This window comes from Chitinophagaceae bacterium, assembly GCA_016713085.1.
Classification (GTDB): domain Bacteria; phylum Bacteroidota; class Bacteroidia; order Chitinophagales; family Chitinophagaceae; genus Lacibacter.
The window spans coordinates 1,284,454-1,299,137 of record JADJPV010000001.1; the positions used below are offsets into that span (position 1 = coordinate 1,284,454).

Consider the following 14,684-nt stretch of genomic DNA (forward strand, 5'->3'; position numbering starts at 1 on the left):
ATACCTAATCCTCATCCTTCTTTACAATCTGTTTTTCCCGTACGTTTGCTGCCATAAAAGAATGTCGTTATGAAAAAATTTTTAGTTACGGTTGTTTTTGCACTTACGCTGTTGCGTACGTATGCAGATGAAGGCATGTGGCTGCCTCTTTTATTGGGCGAGCAGGTATATGCTGATATGCAGAAAAAAGGATTGAAGCTCACCAAAGATCAGCTTTACAACATCAACAAAGCATCGTTGAAAGATGCCATCATCATTTTTGGAAATGGTTGTACCGGCGAAATTGTAAGCAGCCAGGGTTTGATTTTTACAAATCACCATTGCGGCTATGATGCTATTGCAACTTCATCAACTGTTGAACACAATTATCTGCGTGATGGTTTTTATGCAAAAAGTCAGAAAGAAGAAATCCGCAGCGGTTTAACTGTACAGTTTTTAGTGCGTATTGATGATGTAACAAAAGAAGTACTCGATTCATTAGGTACAATGCTTGGCAAAGCAAGAGCCGATAAACAGGCTGCTGTATTAGCTGCCATCAACAAACGTTTATCAAAGCTGGATGAATCTATTGAATGCAGAGTTAGCCCCTTTATTTAAAGGCAACCAGTTTTTAGCATTCGTTTATCAGCGTTACCGTGATATTCGTTTGGTAGGCGCTCCTCCTGAAAGTTTTGGTAAATTTGGTGGTGATACAGACAACTGGGAATGGCCACGTCATACTGGTGATTTCAGTGTGTTTCGTGTTTATATGAGTAAAGATGGCAAGCCTGTAGAATACAATGAAGAAAATGTTCCATTGAAACCTAAATATTTTTTACCTGTTTCTATTCGTGGATTAAAGGATGGTGATTTTGCAATGACCTGGGGTTATCCAGGCAGCACCAACCGTTATGAAACTTCACTGGGTGTAAATCTTGCTACTGATATTAATAATCCAACATTGGTAAAGCTGCGTGATGTGCGATTGAAATATATGTTTGTTGAAATGCAGAAAGATCCCGGCACTAAATTGAAATTAGCCAGCAACTATGCAAGCGTTGCCAACTACTGGAAATTTTATGATGGTGAAACCAAACAGTTACTGAAGTATGATGTGTTTGGACAAAAACAAAAAGTTGAAGCTGACTTCATGAAGTGGGCGAAAGAAAAACCTGATTATGCTGCTATTTTTCCTGAATGGGAAAAAACATATACTGCATGGCGCCCTTATGCAAAGCACCGTGTATATATGAATGAAGGAATTTTCGGTTCCCCATTGATTGCTTTTGCATCAAGTTTACTTCAACTGGAAGCAGCTATACTGAAACCAAACTCAACAAAAGAGGATGTAAAAAAAGCCATGGCAGCATCAGTTGAAGCAAGAAAAGGATTTCTTGAATCGCATGATGCGGTAAGTGATCAGAATATACTCGGAGCTGTGTTAATGATGTATTATAAAGATGTTCCTAAGGAACAGCACCCTATCAGTTATTTTGAAACAGTGAAAGGAAGTTATGGTGATTTGAAAGACGAAGCAATCTGGAAAAAATATGCTGCTTCTGTTTTTGCCAATACCATGATTTTAAATGAAGAAAAATGGAATGCATTTGCTGCCAATCCTGATGGAGTAAAATTGCAGGAAGATCCTGCTTTCTTTATTGCCAGTGCTTTCTATAAAAACTGGAGTGTGAAGTTCCTTCCACGTTTCCAGGAGTTCACCATTAAGAATAATGATCTCGGCCGTTTGTATTTAAGAGGTATTATGGAAATGAATCCATCAAAAGCTAAGAAGATGTATCCCGATGCTACGTTTACCATGCGTGTATCGTATGGTAATGTAAAAAGTTATGTACCGAGAGATGCTGTGAAATACGACTATGTTACAACAGCAGGCGGACTTCTTGAAAAATACAAAGCAGGTGATTATGAATTTGATCTTCCTTCAAAACAGATTGAACTGCTGAAGAAAAAGATTTCGGTCAGTACATTGATAAAGTCCGCAAAGATCTTGTTGTTGGGTTTATTACCACTAATGATATCACCGGAGGTAACAGTGGTTCACCCGTAATCAATGCCAATGGCGAATTGATTGGTTTGGCTTTTGATGGCAACTATGAAGCATTAAGTCACAAGATTGCATTTGACAAAGATCTCAACCGCACCATTTGTGTTGACATCCGTTATGTATTGTGGTGCATTGATAAATTAGGTGGTGCTTCAAATTTGATAAAAGAGTTGAAGCTGGTGAAATAGACCGTTGATTACTTTGATGAAATGATTTTCACTGATTAATAAAAAGAGTCCCGCCTTCGGCGGGACTCTTTTTATTAACTTCGTTCAATGCAACTCCAAATCACATCCATCTGAAATTTTACAAACTCTGCATCCCCTTAAACAACCCTTTGTAATTTCGTTGGGTACACAATATGATGCAGATAATATTTTAATCATCATCCGCACCAGCGAAGGCATCAACGGTTATGGTGAATGCAGTCCCTACATGAGCATCAATGGCGAAAGCATGGACACCTGTTACATTGTTGGGCAATACTTAGCTGCTGCTTTAAAAGGAAAAAACCCGTTACAGATTGAAGATTGTGTTACAGCAATGGATCGTGCAATTACAAGAAATGAAAGCATCAAGAGTGCATTTGATATGGCATTGTATGATATAGCAGCCCAATATGTGCAACAACCTCTGTATAAATTTTTAGGCGGCAGTAAGAATAAAATTATTTCAACAGATATGACCGTTGGCTTGGGAACTCCTGAGAAAATGGCGAAGGAAGCATTGCAATACAAAACAGAAAGGTTCCCTTCCATAAAAGTAAAACTGGGCACCACAACAGAAGCTGATGTGGCAAGGATCAAAGCAATTCGTGAAGCAATTGGCAACGAACTTCCTTTACGTATTGATGCCAACCAGGGGTGGACTGTGGATACTGCAATTACAACGTTAAATGCATTAAGTACATTTGAAATTGAGCATTGCGAAGAACCGATTGCCCGCTGGAATTATATGGAATTACCGAAAGTGAGAAAGAACAGCCCCATTAAAATCATGAGTGATGAAAGCTGTTTTGATGAACATGATGCTGAGCGATTAGCCAAACTCAATGCTTCTGATTATTTTAATATTAAGCTGGGAAAGAGTGGCGGCATTTATCATGCGTTGAAAATTGTGGAAGTAGCCAAAGCACACAACATTAAATTACAGGTAGGTTGTTTTATGGAAAGCCGCCTGGCCATTACAGCTCTTGTTCATTTTGCTTACTGCAGCGATTTAATTGTGCATTATGATTTAGACACACCACTAATGTTGAAAGAAGACCCCATTATTGGTGGTATGGTTTTTAAAGAGAACGGAATTGTGGAGATACCTGATGCAGCTGGAATTGGGGTGAAAGTAGATGAAGAGTATTTGAAAACACTTGAATCTGTTTTCATTTAATTTACCCTTTACCTACCGCATTGCTTTCAGCGCAGCTTCAACATCGCTTAAACTTGTAGACCGTACAACAATTACCCCCTGCTTATTCAAAAGGATGTAAGTTGGAAAGGCTTTTACTTTTAATACGTTAACAACATCAGCCCCATAGAGAGGATGGTTTCTGTATTGAAGTAGTTGTGGCCATTTTAATTCATCTTTTATAATATATCCCCTCGCTTTTGAGATATCTTCCCTGGATTCATATGGAAATCCATACACTGCTATTCTGCCCTGGTATTCCTTAATAAGCTTTGAAAGTAAGGGGAGATTTTTTATACATGGGTCACACCAGCTTCCCCAAAAATGAAGTAAGGTGTAGGTTGCTGTGTTTTTAAAACTAAGGTCGATTTCTGTGCCAGTTATTAAATCTTTTCCTATTAATGATCTTAACGACATACCAACAGTTGGCCCCCTGTGCTCCTCATTAATTACAAAATACCTGAAACTTATAGTATCGCCTGTAAAATTCATCTCTTTGAACTGCAACAAATGATCACCTGCATAAATTGTATCAGAAAGACTGTAGTAAATAGAATAACCAGAGCTCATATCTACATCGTTTTCATTTGTCTTTGAAAAGAAAATCATCTTTGCTTTCTCTTTAGTTACACCGATTGAGTAATCTGGATGCCAGACAATAAAACGGAAACTATCGATACCTAAATTAATTGTTCCCAAAGTTAATTTTTTAGTACCGCCAGTTGCTTTAAAGTAATTTTCATACCCGGGCAATTCCGGTAGTTTCTTCATGTAAGGGCAAAAATCAATAACCAGCTTTCGTTTGAGTTCTTTTTTATCCCAATACTTTACGTTGTATGTAAATTGAATTGTCTCTTCGCTTCGTACTTTATAAACCCGGTCATCAGTAAAAGAAAAGGATCTGTTTACATCAGGAGTTACTTCATAAAGGCTGTCTCCTTTATACTTAACCAATATATAAAGTTTATCATAGTCTTTCCATTTATACAGATTACTTGTGTCAATATTTAATCTCTCGATTAAAAGTTTAAAACTATCAACATCAATCTTTCCCAACTTGTATTGCTCATAAAGCCGATGGCTTCTATCCAGTATAAGTTCTCGTATTTCAATTTTACCGGGAACCGGCTGAATATTAAATCGTTTATCAACTGTTGGTACGGGGAATGTGTAGACAATACCATAAGTAGTAATTGTATCTGATGAGAATTTTACCGGCGCCGTCACTATTGAATCAACCTGAGCCTGGGCAAAGTTTACGATGAATAATAACAGAAAGAATAAACGGTGCTTCATTTTGGCTAAACGAAATTTTTGACTTGTTATTTTTGAAGAGGCTTAATTCTCTTTCTTCCACAAAAACTTTCAGTATTCCTGTAAACTGTTCAAATTCGTTTAAAAAAAAGTATCCAAAGGGATTACTATTGCACTGCACTTTTTAACACAGCTTCAACATCCATTATGGATGATGACCGGACAAGAATTATCCCTTCTTTATTCAGCAGCATATATGTAGGAAACTCGTCTACTTTCATTACATCAATCACATTTGCACCCTGCACACCACTTTGTTTATACTGAAACAACTGTGACCAGTTCAATTTATAACGTACAATATATTCTTTGGTTCGGGGAATGTACTGCCTATCTTCATAAGGAAAACCATAAACATTTATTTTTTGGTGATACTTCTTTTCCATTGATACAATTTCAGCAAAGTCTTTAATGCAGGAGTCAGATTCTGTTTGCCAGAAATGCAGCAGTGTATAACCCGGAGATTCTTTAAACTGAATATCGATCAGTTTTCCTGTGAGTAAGTCCTTACCAGATAATGAGCGAAGCTTTGTTCCAACAGTGGGACCATTTTCCTGGGCTGTTGCTGCAACGCTGTTAAGCAAAAATAATATGAACAGAAATTTGCGCATACTCAAACACAAAGTTATGCTTCTTATTTCTCATCCTTCCATCTCCACAAATGCACACAGGCATAAGTGCGGTAGGGCCGCCATTTTTCAGCCACCTTGTGCATTTGCTCATACAGCAGCTTTTTGCTGGATGTATCTAATTTGTAGAGTTTGGTCATTGCCTGCTGTATTCCAAGGTCATCAACCGGAAATACATCTTCATGCTGCAATGCAAACATCAGGATCATTTCAGTCGTCCATTTGCCAACTCCCTTGATCTGGATAAGCTTCTGCTGCACTTCTTCACTGTTCATTTTATACAGATGCTTATCATCAAGCCCTTCTTCAATAAAGAAACGGCAGACATTATGTACATAGTTTGTCTTTGCATTACTCAGCCCGATTGCACGGAGTGTTTCAAAAGGTGTATCTAAAATTTGCTGAGCAGTTGGTTCTTTCTTCCCGTACAACGCAAGAAAACGTTTGTAGATCACATCAGCAACTTTGGTGGAAAGCTGTTGGCTCATGATAGATGCACAGAGATAGAGATAAATTTTCTTTCTCCTCACCAGTTCATGCGGATCCTGCAGTTCTAAAACTTTTCTGAACTTTTTGTCCTTCGACAGATGTAAAATATACTCAGACATGAGGAATTTGTTTTATTAAAAAGTATAACTCATTCCCCCATCTCTTTCATCTTTCAGCTGAATACCCAGTTCAGATAATTGATTTCTGATTTTATCGCTTGTAACAAAATCTTTCTTTGTTTTTGCTTCCTTCCGCAAATCAATCAGTAACTGCATCACCGCTTTCAGTTTATCATTTTCTTCACCACTGATATTTTTTAAACCGAGGATATCTTCAATATAGACTTTGAGCTGTGTCTGCATCAATGCAATGGTTGTACTGCTCAATGCATCTGCTGCAATATGTTTGTCTTTCATGCCATTGATCACCGGTACGAGTTCAAACATATTCGCCAGCACTTTGGCCGTATTAATATCATCATCCATAAACTCATCCAATTCAGCAACCAGTTTATTAACTTTTGCATCAAGTTCACTGTCTTTCGCATCGTACTTCGTACTTCCTGCATCGTACTTCGATATCCATTCATATGCTTCCCATAAACGCTTCAATCCTTTTTCCGCTGCCTGCAGTGCATCATTCCCAAAATCAAGGGTGCTTCTGTATTGTGTTTGCAGAATAAAAAAGCGAACCGTCATCGGGTGATATGCTTTCTCCAGCAATGGGTGATTGCCACTGAAGAGTTCTGTTAACTTAATTACATTGTTATAACTCTTCCCCATCTTCCGTCCGTTAATGGTGATCATGTTATTATGAATCCAGTAACGAACCGGGGCCGTATGATTGCAAATAGTACTCTGGGCGATTTCACTTTCATGATGCGGAAAAAGCAAATCCATACCGCCGCCGTGAATATCAAACTCAGCACCTAAATATTTTGTAGCCATGGCCGAGCATTCAATATGCCAACCGGGAAAACCAACACCCCATGGACTTTTCCAGCGCATGATATGTTCGGGTGCTGCATTTTTCCATAAGGCAAAATCAGCACGATCCTTTTTTTCTTCCTGTCCTTCGAGTTCTCTTGTTGTCTCCAGCAAGTCATCGATCACTCTTCCACTCAGTTTTCCGTAATCATGACTCTCTGCATATTTTTTCACATCAAAATAAACGGAGCCATTTTTCACATAGCCATAACCTGCTTCAATGATCTGTTCAATCATACCAATCTGTTCAACAATATGTCCTGTTGCTGTTGGCTCTATCGAAGGTGGAATAGTATTGAACTGATCCATTGCCCAATGATAGAGGTTGGTGTATTTCTGCACCAGCTCCATTGGTTCCAGTTTTTCAAGAATTGCTTTCTTTGAAATTTTATCTTCTGCTTCTCTGCCTTCTTCTTCAAAATGTCCTGCATCTGTAATGTTGCGTACATAGCGAACCTTGTATCCCAAATGCATCAGGTAACGGTACAATACATCAAACGTAACATAAGGCCGGGCATGACCCAAATGACTTTCACCACTTACGGTTGGTCCGCACACATACATGCCCACATGACCGGGAGTAATAGATTTAAAGAGTTCTTTCTGACGTGTGAGTGAATTATAGACTTTTAACTGCGACATAAACTTGTATGATTGGGAATGAAGAATTGTTGTATACGGGAGACCGGTTGCATCATCAGCAACAGCAGCTACAACAACAATATTGGGAGAAATTCCTCATTGAAACAAAGATAGGATTTCCGCTGTTTAATTACCGGGGATTTTGAAATCCGAAATCACCGGGTTATGATCGCCGGGCGAAGGGCGAATGATCTGCACCTGCTTCAGTTCAAGCTGTTTACTGTGCAGCACATAATCAATACGCAGCGTGGGCGAAAGAAACTGGAAGGTGCGGCCAATGCCCCAACCCTTTTCAGTATAAGAATCGTATAAATTTTTGCTGATCGTTTGGTACGCATACGAATTAGGCACATCGTTCATATCACCGCAAATAATTACCGGGTAAGGGCTTTGATTAATCTCGGCTTTTACATCCAGTGCCTGGCTGGCACGTAACAAGTAAGCGCTGCGCATTTTTCGGATAATATTTTTACCGCTGCTTTGTACATTATCCATATCCTGCTGATCAATATTTTCAATAAATGCATATTCATTTCTTCCAAAATGCATGCTTTGCAGGTGAATATTGAAGATGCGGAAGGTATCTGTATTCACTAAAATATCGGCCCATAGAAATGTATGATTGTATTCTTTCAGGCTCTGCACTTTTTTCCATTGCAGAATGGGGTGGTTTGAAAAAATGGCCACACAAAAAGGATGATAGCGTTCATTTTTTTGTTTGAGGTTTGTATGCACGCCGAAAGCCCTGTCGTTAGCAGCAACAACATATTTAAATCCTAATCGCTGTTTTACTTTGTCAAGTGTAATGGGCGATGAACTGTCTAACGAAAACACAAATTCCTGTGCTGCAAAAACATCTGCATGAAAATTCTTTGCTTCCTGATCATGCCTGCATCAAGCTTTCCGTTGTTTTCAAAAAAATTAAACAGGTGTGTGTTCCATGTTGCCACCCTCAAATCAGCATCGTCTTTTACTTTCTTTTTCTGAAGGATGAAATCCAATTAATGATCCAATCAGACCCCAGCATAATAATAAAGTAATAACCGGAATCCATACCAGTTTGCGTTTTGCAAATAGCCAGAAAACCAGGAAGCAGATCTGCAGAAAAAGAAAGAAAGGAAACAGCAGCGCAACAAGATTAATAAACCAGGATACCCGCTGATTGGTAATGGGCAAAATGTACAGCAACAGCATACTCACACTTAAACCAACATTACAGATAATGAGGAAACGCTTGGTAATGTATCGGAGTATCTTTAACATTCAGCTTACAAAGTATCATTTTAAGCGAAAAAAATAAAATCTCATTTCAGTTGAAAATCGGCAGTAAACGGGAAGTGATCAGAAGCATGGATACGATCAATAAACGCATTTACGGGTTTCATTCGCTTATCACTAAGTATATAATCTATTCGCAGTGTAGGAGAAATGAATTTAAATGATCGTCCGATTCCTTTTCCGGCTTCACGTTGTGCATCCAGTAAATTATGTGATAATTTCTGATAAGTGTAAGACGCAGGTACATCATTAAAATCACCACAAACAACTACCGGGTAAGGGCTGTTCTCAATCTCGGGCAGAATGTTATTTACCTGTTGTGCCCGCATAGCGTAAGCAATTTTCATTTTTTTCAAAATTGCTTTCCCACCGGGCAATGCATTTTCAACTTTCCCTTTTCTTACTTCTGAAAGAGCGTTGTAATCCTGTCGGGTAAAAAGAAGTGATTGCAGATGAAAATTAAATACCCTTATGGTATCGTTTTTCACTTTAATATCAGCATACAGAAAATCACTGTTATTAGCATCAGTTGCGTTTACTGTTTTAACAGCAATGATTGGGTGTTTTGAAAAGATCACTCCGCAGTGTGTACGATCGCTCTTCTCAGGCCTATACTGTTCCTCTTCAAACCCTGCTGCATGGTATTTAAATCCGAGTGCCTGCATGATGCTGTCAAGACTGAACGGATGTCTTATATCTTTTGCATACATTATTTCCTGCAGTGTAAGAATATCAGGATTCAGTTCTTTTATTTTTTTCAGCATCGATGAATCCAGCGAAGTTTTATAAAAAGGAATATTAAACAGATGAACATTCCAGGTAGTGATGCGGAGTGAATGATCAGAAACAATCCCGGTTTTTACAGGCTCTTTCATCTTAAAAGCATATAAAGCCGTAATAAAATTCCACGATAACAGCAGCGTAATTACAGGAGCCCAGCCCCATTTACTTTTGAAAAACAACCATAGAACCAGGAAACAAAGCTGAGCCAGCAATAAAAAAGGAAGTGTAATGGCAAACAGGTTTATAAACCAAAAGATGCTCTGGTTCACATAAGGTAAGGCATACAGCAGCAACAGGCAACAGCTGAGCAGTACATTACTGATAATAAAAAAACGTTTTAATATGATACGGGTCTTAGCGGTCATTTGCTTTAGTCACTTGCATCATCCGCAGCTTTCTTCAGAATATCTTTCTCTTCCTGACTGAGCGTTTCAAATCCTTTCTGACTGATCTTATCCAGAATTTCATCCACTCTTTGTTGGGTGATGTTTGGTTTCTTTGTAAACGGCTGCTTCCCTTTTGTATTATAGAACACTTCTTTTTTTACAGTTTTCTTTGGCGGCTTCTTTTCTTTTGGATCGAATAAATGAATAAACCAGCTGTAGAATCGATGCATCCAGCTGCCCCAGTCATTTCCGCTTTGTACCTGTTTAATGTAAACAAAGCCCATAAACGCTCCGCCTAAATGTGCAAGGTGATGAGGAAATGCAAAACTTGCAAGACCTGCAAAATCAACAATCACATAAATGAGTGTAATGATCCAGATGGGTATTCCTCCATTGATCATGGGAAACACACGGTAATCAGGTGCTGTAACGGTTGCTGCAATAGCCACGGCCATTACACCTGCGCCACCACCTAAAAAACCAACTGCATTGGCAGCTTCTCTGAACTGCGGAAAAATATTTACAGACAGCATATATAAAACCGCACCTGCGAAGCAACCATAAAAATAAACAGGGATTACATGACGATTACCCATCATATCCTGCAGCAGGTATCCAAATGCCCAGAGAAAAATCATATTGCCAATCATGCTCCACAAATCAGCATGACTGATCATATGTGTAATGATTGTCCATGGCCGTGTGAGCAATGTGTACGGATCATGGGACAGAGCCACCCAATCAAGTATCTGTGTTTTGTATAAGTCTAATGGAATAGGTGTGAGTTGATAAACGATTTTGATGAACATCAGTATCACAAACACCATTACATTAATAAAGATGAGCATCATGAGTGAATCTCCATCCTCACCAAAGCGTATTCTCTTTTTTCGTTCTGCCTGCAGGTAGCTCATAGATCAATCATTTATCAGTAAAACGTTTTGCGGTTGTTTTTGTTCCAGAAGAGAACCAGTAAAAAGCCTACAACTGCTCCACCAAGATGAGCAAAGTGTGCAATATTATCCACCTCTATTTTTGCAATACCTCCAAATAAATCAATTGCCTATAAAAGCAAGGATTGCATATTTGGCTTTAATTGGCAAGGGAATAAACATCACAAACAGTTCAGTATTATGGAAACAGGTTAAGCAAACCCTGCCAGATCAATCCCTTGAATATAATTGCACCCGATGCACCACCAGCAACTGTAAAATGTCAACCAGCAACTATGCTATTCCAACAAAAAACCGGAAAAAAAAAAAAAAAAATTTTGGGGGGGGGGTTTGTTTTTTTTTGCTTCTGGGTCCTGAAAGGGGTTTTTTTGGCGCTGCTAATCCACAAATAATATAAAATTGAAGAAAGTTTTTTGAGCCCCAGAAATTTTCAAGTATTCTTCCAAACATCCAAAGAGTAAGCATGTTGAAAAAGATATGCATGAACTCAATTCTGCCAAATTCATCTACTGATGCATGCATAAACATATGTGTTACTAATTGCCACACTTTAAAATTTCCTGTATCAATACCCCACAATGCGCCCCAAACTTCTAATGCAATTCCTTGTTTCCTGAAATATATCTGTGCAATCCATATTACAATATTAATTGCAAGCAGGTTTTTAACAACAGGCGGTATACCATTAATTCCCCTATACTGAGTCATTCTTTTCCTTGTTTATTATTCGAAAGTAGAAAATTATCCTTTTACATTAAGTGAACAAACATATAAGCTTTAATTCCTCAATACCAAAGCAGCAACATTTTCAATATGATGCGTATGCGGAAACATATCAACCGGCTGCAATTGCTCCACCACATATTTTTCGTTGAGCAGTTGCAGATCCCTTGCCTGTGTGGCCGGATTACAGCTTACATACACAATTCGTGGAGCAGCAATATCCAGCAGTTTCTTCACCAGTTTTTCATGCATGCCTGCACGGGGCGGATCGGTAATGATCACATCGGGGCGGCCATGAGCCGCAAAAAAATCATCAGTACAAACATCAATTACGTCTCCTGCATAGAAGGAAGTGTTGGTTAACCCGTTTACTGATGCGTTCTCTTTTGCATCTTCTATGGCTTCTGCTATTGCTTCCACTCCAATAATTTTTTTAGCTCCTTTACTGCAAAAAATGCCGATGCTGCCGGTACCGCAATACAAATCATACAGAATTTCATTGCCGGTAAGCTGTGCAAACGCTCTTGTTATTTTATATAACTCTTCGCCCTGTTTGGTATTGGTTTGAAAAAAAGATTTAGCCCCGATCTTGAAAACAAACTCTTCCAGTTTCTCTGTTACATAACCTTTGCCGAAATAGATTTGCGGCTGCAGGTCGTAAATACTGTCGTTCCATTTTGGATTAATGGTATACAACAGGGTTGTAATTTCAGGGAACTCATTCAGCAGGGCATCAAACAAAAGTTTACGGTCAGCTTCATCATCATGACCAAACGTAATGTTTACCATCACTTCACCTGTTGTTGTCATTCGAAAGATCATTGTACGCAACCAGCCTTTATGCTCACGGATATCATAAAACGTAAACTGGTGACGCACAGCAAACTCCCTTACAAAATTGCGGATGGCATTATTCGGTTCCTGCTGCAGAAAGCAGGTTTCAATGTCAATCACCTTGTCAAAAATACGGGGAACGTGAAAGCCAAGAGCCCCGTTAAAAAGGTTCTTCAACCTGCGATTGATCTGTTGCAGCTTTTGCTCTTGCCTCATCTCTTTTCAACAATTCTTCCCTTGTGAGATAGCGCTTATTGCTGAATGTATATTCTAGTTTGTTTCGGTAGTATTTGGTTTGTTTCGCTCCAACAATCGGCAGCATGGCTGGTAATTCAATACTCCCGATACGTTTCAGGTTTTGCTCCACTTCCCGTTGCTTATACTCCAGCTGCTTTTCATAAGGCAGCATCTGCCATTTACAGCCCCCGCATAATCCAAAATGATCACAGAAAGGAGTGGTACGGTCAGCAGAATACGAATGAAAATGAACTGCCCTTCCCTCGGCCCAGTCTTTTTTGCTTTTGCCAAGCTGAATATTCACCACATCGCCGGGTACAGCACCTTCAATAAAGATCACTTTCCCGTCAACACGGGCTATCGATTTACCTTCGGCTGCATAGTCTTCAACGGTTACCTGTTCCAGTATCCTGATTTTATTTTTCTTTCTCACGGCGCAAAGGTAACAATAGGACAGTTTGCAAATCGTTAACAGGTAGAGAAAGGTTTTTGAATAACTTTACCCATCTTATGCGAATGAAAACAGTACTCTTTTCCTTCCTTTTACTGGTCAGCAGTTTTTGTGCGTTTGCGCAGGGTTATCAACTCACCGTTAACTATAAACCGGTAGAGAAAGGTTATTTATACCTCGGCTATTATTTTGGTGAAAAGAAATATGTGCAGGATTCTGCCCTGCTCCAGCCAAACGGTCAGGCTGTTTTCAGCGGAGCTGAGAAACTTACCGGCGGACTTTATATCATTGTTGACCCGGAAAAGAAAAAATTCTTCGACATCCTCATTGATAAGGAACAGCAGTTTCAGCTAACGATTGATACAGCCAGCTTTATTATTTCCAGCATCACCGGTTCCACTGAAAACAGTTTCCTGGAAAACTATAAGTTCGCAACGAATCAGTTATATCGGAATTACCAGGGCTGGCAAACAGAACTTGTATCAGCTAAAACAAAAAAAGACAGTATCGCCATTCAGCAAAAAATGAATGGAGTTGCCATTGCATCCCAGCAATGGAGGGATAGTTTTACAGTTACACATCCGGAAAGTTATTTATCACTTTTGTTCCGATTAATGAAAGAACCGGCTTACAGTATAACAGGTGCTAAATCAAAACAGGACAGCATCAATGCATTTTACAATTATAAAAAACAATACTGGCAGGATATTTCATTTGCTGATGACCGCTTATTGCGTACTCCCATGTTTGAGCAACGGTTGAACCGTTATATGGAGAGCGTTGTTTTCCGTCACCCCGACAGTATTAAAGGTGGAACTGGATAAATTCATTCTGTACAGCCGCAGCAGTAAAACCATGTTCCGGTATTTCATTAATAAGTTTACCAACGATTATATGAATCCCAAATACATGGGGCTGGATGTAGTGTTCCTGCATCTGTTTGAAAAATATTATATCACTAACCAGGTTGACTGGCTGGAGAAAAAAGACAAGGACCTTGTATTTAACCGTGCTTACAGTTTAATGGGCAATATTGTTGGTGAGCCTGCCGCTGAATTGAATTTGCTTGATACGCTGGATAAAAAAGTAAACCTGTATTCCATTAAATCGCCTTACACCATTATTGTGTTTTGGGATCCTGATTGCAGTCATTGCAGGGAACAGGTACCAAAGCTCGACAGTATGTACAGAAGCACCTGGAAAAAACAGGGAATACAAATGGTGGGAGTACTAACCGATACAGTTAAAACGGATCTCACTAAACTTTCATTGGTAAAAAGCGCCTGGACCAAATACATCCGTGAACACCAGTTGGAAGGATGGGTGCATTTGTATCAAACACCGCAAATGAAACAGGCTGAAGCAAAAAACAATCTTCCCGGTTTCAGGCAAACCTATGATGTATATCAAACCCCTACAATATATTTGCTTGATGAACAGAAACGGATCGTAGCCAAAAAGATCAGCCCCGAACAGGTTGATGAGTTTCTGGAATTCAAACGCAATAATAAAACAAACCAGCATCCTTAAC

13 protein-coding genes and 2 pseudogenes are annotated in these 14,684 nt (G+C 39.1%); 4 read left to right on the plus strand and 11 right to left on the minus strand.

Annotated elements, in window-relative coordinates; all coding sequences use genetic code 11:
• Nucleotides 1–69 precede the first annotated feature (69 nt).
• Together IPK31_06155 and IPK31_06160 are read left to right on the plus strand one after the other, a co-directional pair.
• Nucleotides 70–2,232 (plus strand): annotated as a pseudogene (locus tag IPK31_06155) (S46 family peptidase).
• Between the two features lie 115 nt (nt 2,233–2,347).
• Entirely contained in the window at nt 2,348–3,430 is a 1,083-nt protein-coding gene (locus IPK31_06160) for a dipeptide epimerase (protein ID MBK8087545.1), read from the plus strand.
• Between the two features lie 12 nt (nt 3,431–3,442).
• Here IPK31_06160 and IPK31_06165 read toward each other — a convergent pair whose 3' ends face one another.
• From IPK31_06165 to rlmD, 11 genes and pseudogenes are all read right to left on the minus strand, one after another.
• The gene (locus tag IPK31_06165) at nt 3,443–4,744 is read right to left on the minus strand and encodes a TlpA family protein disulfide reductase (GenBank protein MBK8087546.1); all 1,302 of its coding nucleotides are present in this window, start codon (nt 4,742–4,744) and stop codon (nt 3,443–3,445) included.
• A 125-nt stretch (nt 4,745–4,869) separates the two neighbouring features.
• Nucleotides 4,870–5,373: a hypothetical protein gene (locus tag IPK31_06170; protein MBK8087547.1), complete on the minus strand. Its 504-nt coding sequence runs from the start codon at nt 5,371–5,373 to the stop codon at nt 4,870–4,872.
• A 23-nt stretch (nt 5,374–5,396) separates the two neighbouring features.
• The gene (locus tag IPK31_06175; protein ID MBK8087548.1) at nt 5,397–5,999 is read right to left on the minus strand and encodes a DNA-3-methyladenine glycosylase 2 family protein; all 603 of its coding nucleotides are present in this window, start codon (nt 5,997–5,999) and stop codon (nt 5,397–5,399) included.
• 15 nt (nt 6,000–6,014) lie between these two features.
• Nucleotides 6,015–7,508: a cysteine--tRNA ligase gene (locus tag IPK31_06180; GenBank protein ID MBK8087549.1), complete on the minus strand. Its 1,494-nt coding sequence runs from the start codon at nt 7,506–7,508 to the stop codon at nt 6,015–6,017.
• Nucleotides 7,509–7,634: 126 nt separating this feature from the next.
• Nucleotides 7,635–8,342, minus strand: coding sequence for an endonuclease/exonuclease/phosphatase family protein (locus IPK31_06185; protein ID MBK8087550.1), 708 nt, complete (start codon nt 8,340–8,342; stop codon nt 7,635–7,637).
• 123 nt (nt 8,343–8,465) lie between these two features.
• Nucleotides 8,466–8,771, minus strand: coding sequence for a hypothetical protein (locus IPK31_06190; protein MBK8087551.1), 306 nt, complete (start codon nt 8,769–8,771; stop codon nt 8,466–8,468).
• 41 nt (nt 8,772–8,812) lie between these two features.
• Nucleotides 8,813–9,934: an endonuclease/exonuclease/phosphatase family protein gene (locus IPK31_06195; GenBank protein ID MBK8087552.1), complete on the minus strand. Its 1,122-nt coding sequence runs from the start codon at nt 9,932–9,934 to the stop codon at nt 8,813–8,815.
• Nucleotides 9,935–9,939: 5 nt separating this feature from the next.
• Nucleotides 9,940–10,869: a rhomboid family intramembrane serine protease gene (locus IPK31_06200; protein ID MBK8087553.1), complete on the minus strand. Its 930-nt coding sequence runs from the start codon at nt 10,867–10,869 to the stop codon at nt 9,940–9,942.
• 14 nt (nt 10,870–10,883) lie between these two features.
• Entirely contained in the window at nt 10,884–10,982 is a 99-nt protein-coding gene (locus IPK31_06205; protein MBK8087554.1) for a rhomboid family intramembrane serine protease, read from the minus strand.
• Between the two features lie 199 nt (nt 10,983–11,181).
• Nucleotides 11,182–11,616 (minus strand): rhomboid family intramembrane serine protease, encoded by a 435-nt coding sequence (locus tag IPK31_06210; protein MBK8087555.1) that lies wholly within the window; start codon nt 11,614–11,616, stop codon nt 11,182–11,184.
• Nucleotides 11,617–11,685: 69 nt separating this feature from the next.
• Nucleotides 11,686–13,108 (minus strand): annotated as a pseudogene (gene rlmD / locus IPK31_06215) (23S rRNA (uracil(1939)-C(5))-methyltransferase RlmD).
• 110 nt (nt 13,109–13,218) lie between these two features.
• Between rlmD and IPK31_06220 the strand changes: the two are divergent.
• Both IPK31_06220 and IPK31_06225 read left to right on the plus strand, forming a co-directional pair.
• A complete protein-coding gene (locus IPK31_06220) occupies nt 13,219–13,977 on the plus strand; it encodes a DUF4369 domain-containing protein (GenBank protein MBK8087556.1) in 759 nt (252 codons plus the stop codon).
• Nucleotides 13,964–14,683, plus strand: coding sequence for a TlpA family protein disulfide reductase (locus IPK31_06225; protein ID MBK8087557.1), 720 nt, complete (start codon nt 13,964–13,966; stop codon nt 14,681–14,683). The genes IPK31_06220 and IPK31_06225 overlap by 14 nt, the downstream gene beginning before the upstream one ends.
• Nucleotide 14,684 lies beyond the last annotated feature (1 nt).

What these genes read in the sequence shown, in the direction of transcription:
- IPK31_06165 (MBK8087546.1), bottom strand. Translation starts at nt 4,744, where the DNA reads ATGAAGCACCGTTTATTCTTTCTGTTATTATTCATCGTAAACTTTGCC.
- IPK31_06170 (MBK8087547.1), bottom strand. Translation starts at nt 5,373, where the DNA reads ATGCGCAAATTTCTGTTCATATTATTTTTGCTTAACAGCGTTGCAGCA.
- IPK31_06175 (MBK8087548.1), bottom strand. Translation starts at nt 5,999, where the DNA reads ATGTCTGAGTATATTTTACATCTGTCGAAGGACAAAAAGTTCAGAAAA.
- IPK31_06180 (MBK8087549.1), bottom strand. Translation starts at nt 7,508, where the DNA reads ATGTCGCAGTTAAAAGTCTATAATTCACTCACACGTCAGAAAGAACTC.
- IPK31_06190 (MBK8087551.1), bottom strand. Translation starts at nt 8,771, where the DNA reads ATGTTAAAGATACTCCGATACATTACCAAGCGTTTCCTCATTATCTGT.
- IPK31_06195 (MBK8087552.1), bottom strand. Translation starts at nt 9,934, where the DNA reads ATGACCGCTAAGACCCGTATCATATTAAAACGTTTTTTTATTATCAGT.
- IPK31_06200 (MBK8087553.1), bottom strand. Translation starts at nt 10,869, where the DNA reads ATGAGCTACCTGCAGGCAGAACGAAAAAAGAGAATACGCTTTGGTGAG.
- IPK31_06210 (MBK8087555.1), bottom strand. Translation starts at nt 11,616, where the DNA reads ATGACTCAGTATAGGGGAATTAATGGTATACCGCCTGTTGTTAAAAAC.
- IPK31_06220 (MBK8087556.1), top strand. Translation starts at nt 13,219, where the DNA reads ATGAAAACAGTACTCTTTTCCTTCCTTTTACTGGTCAGCAGTTTTTGT.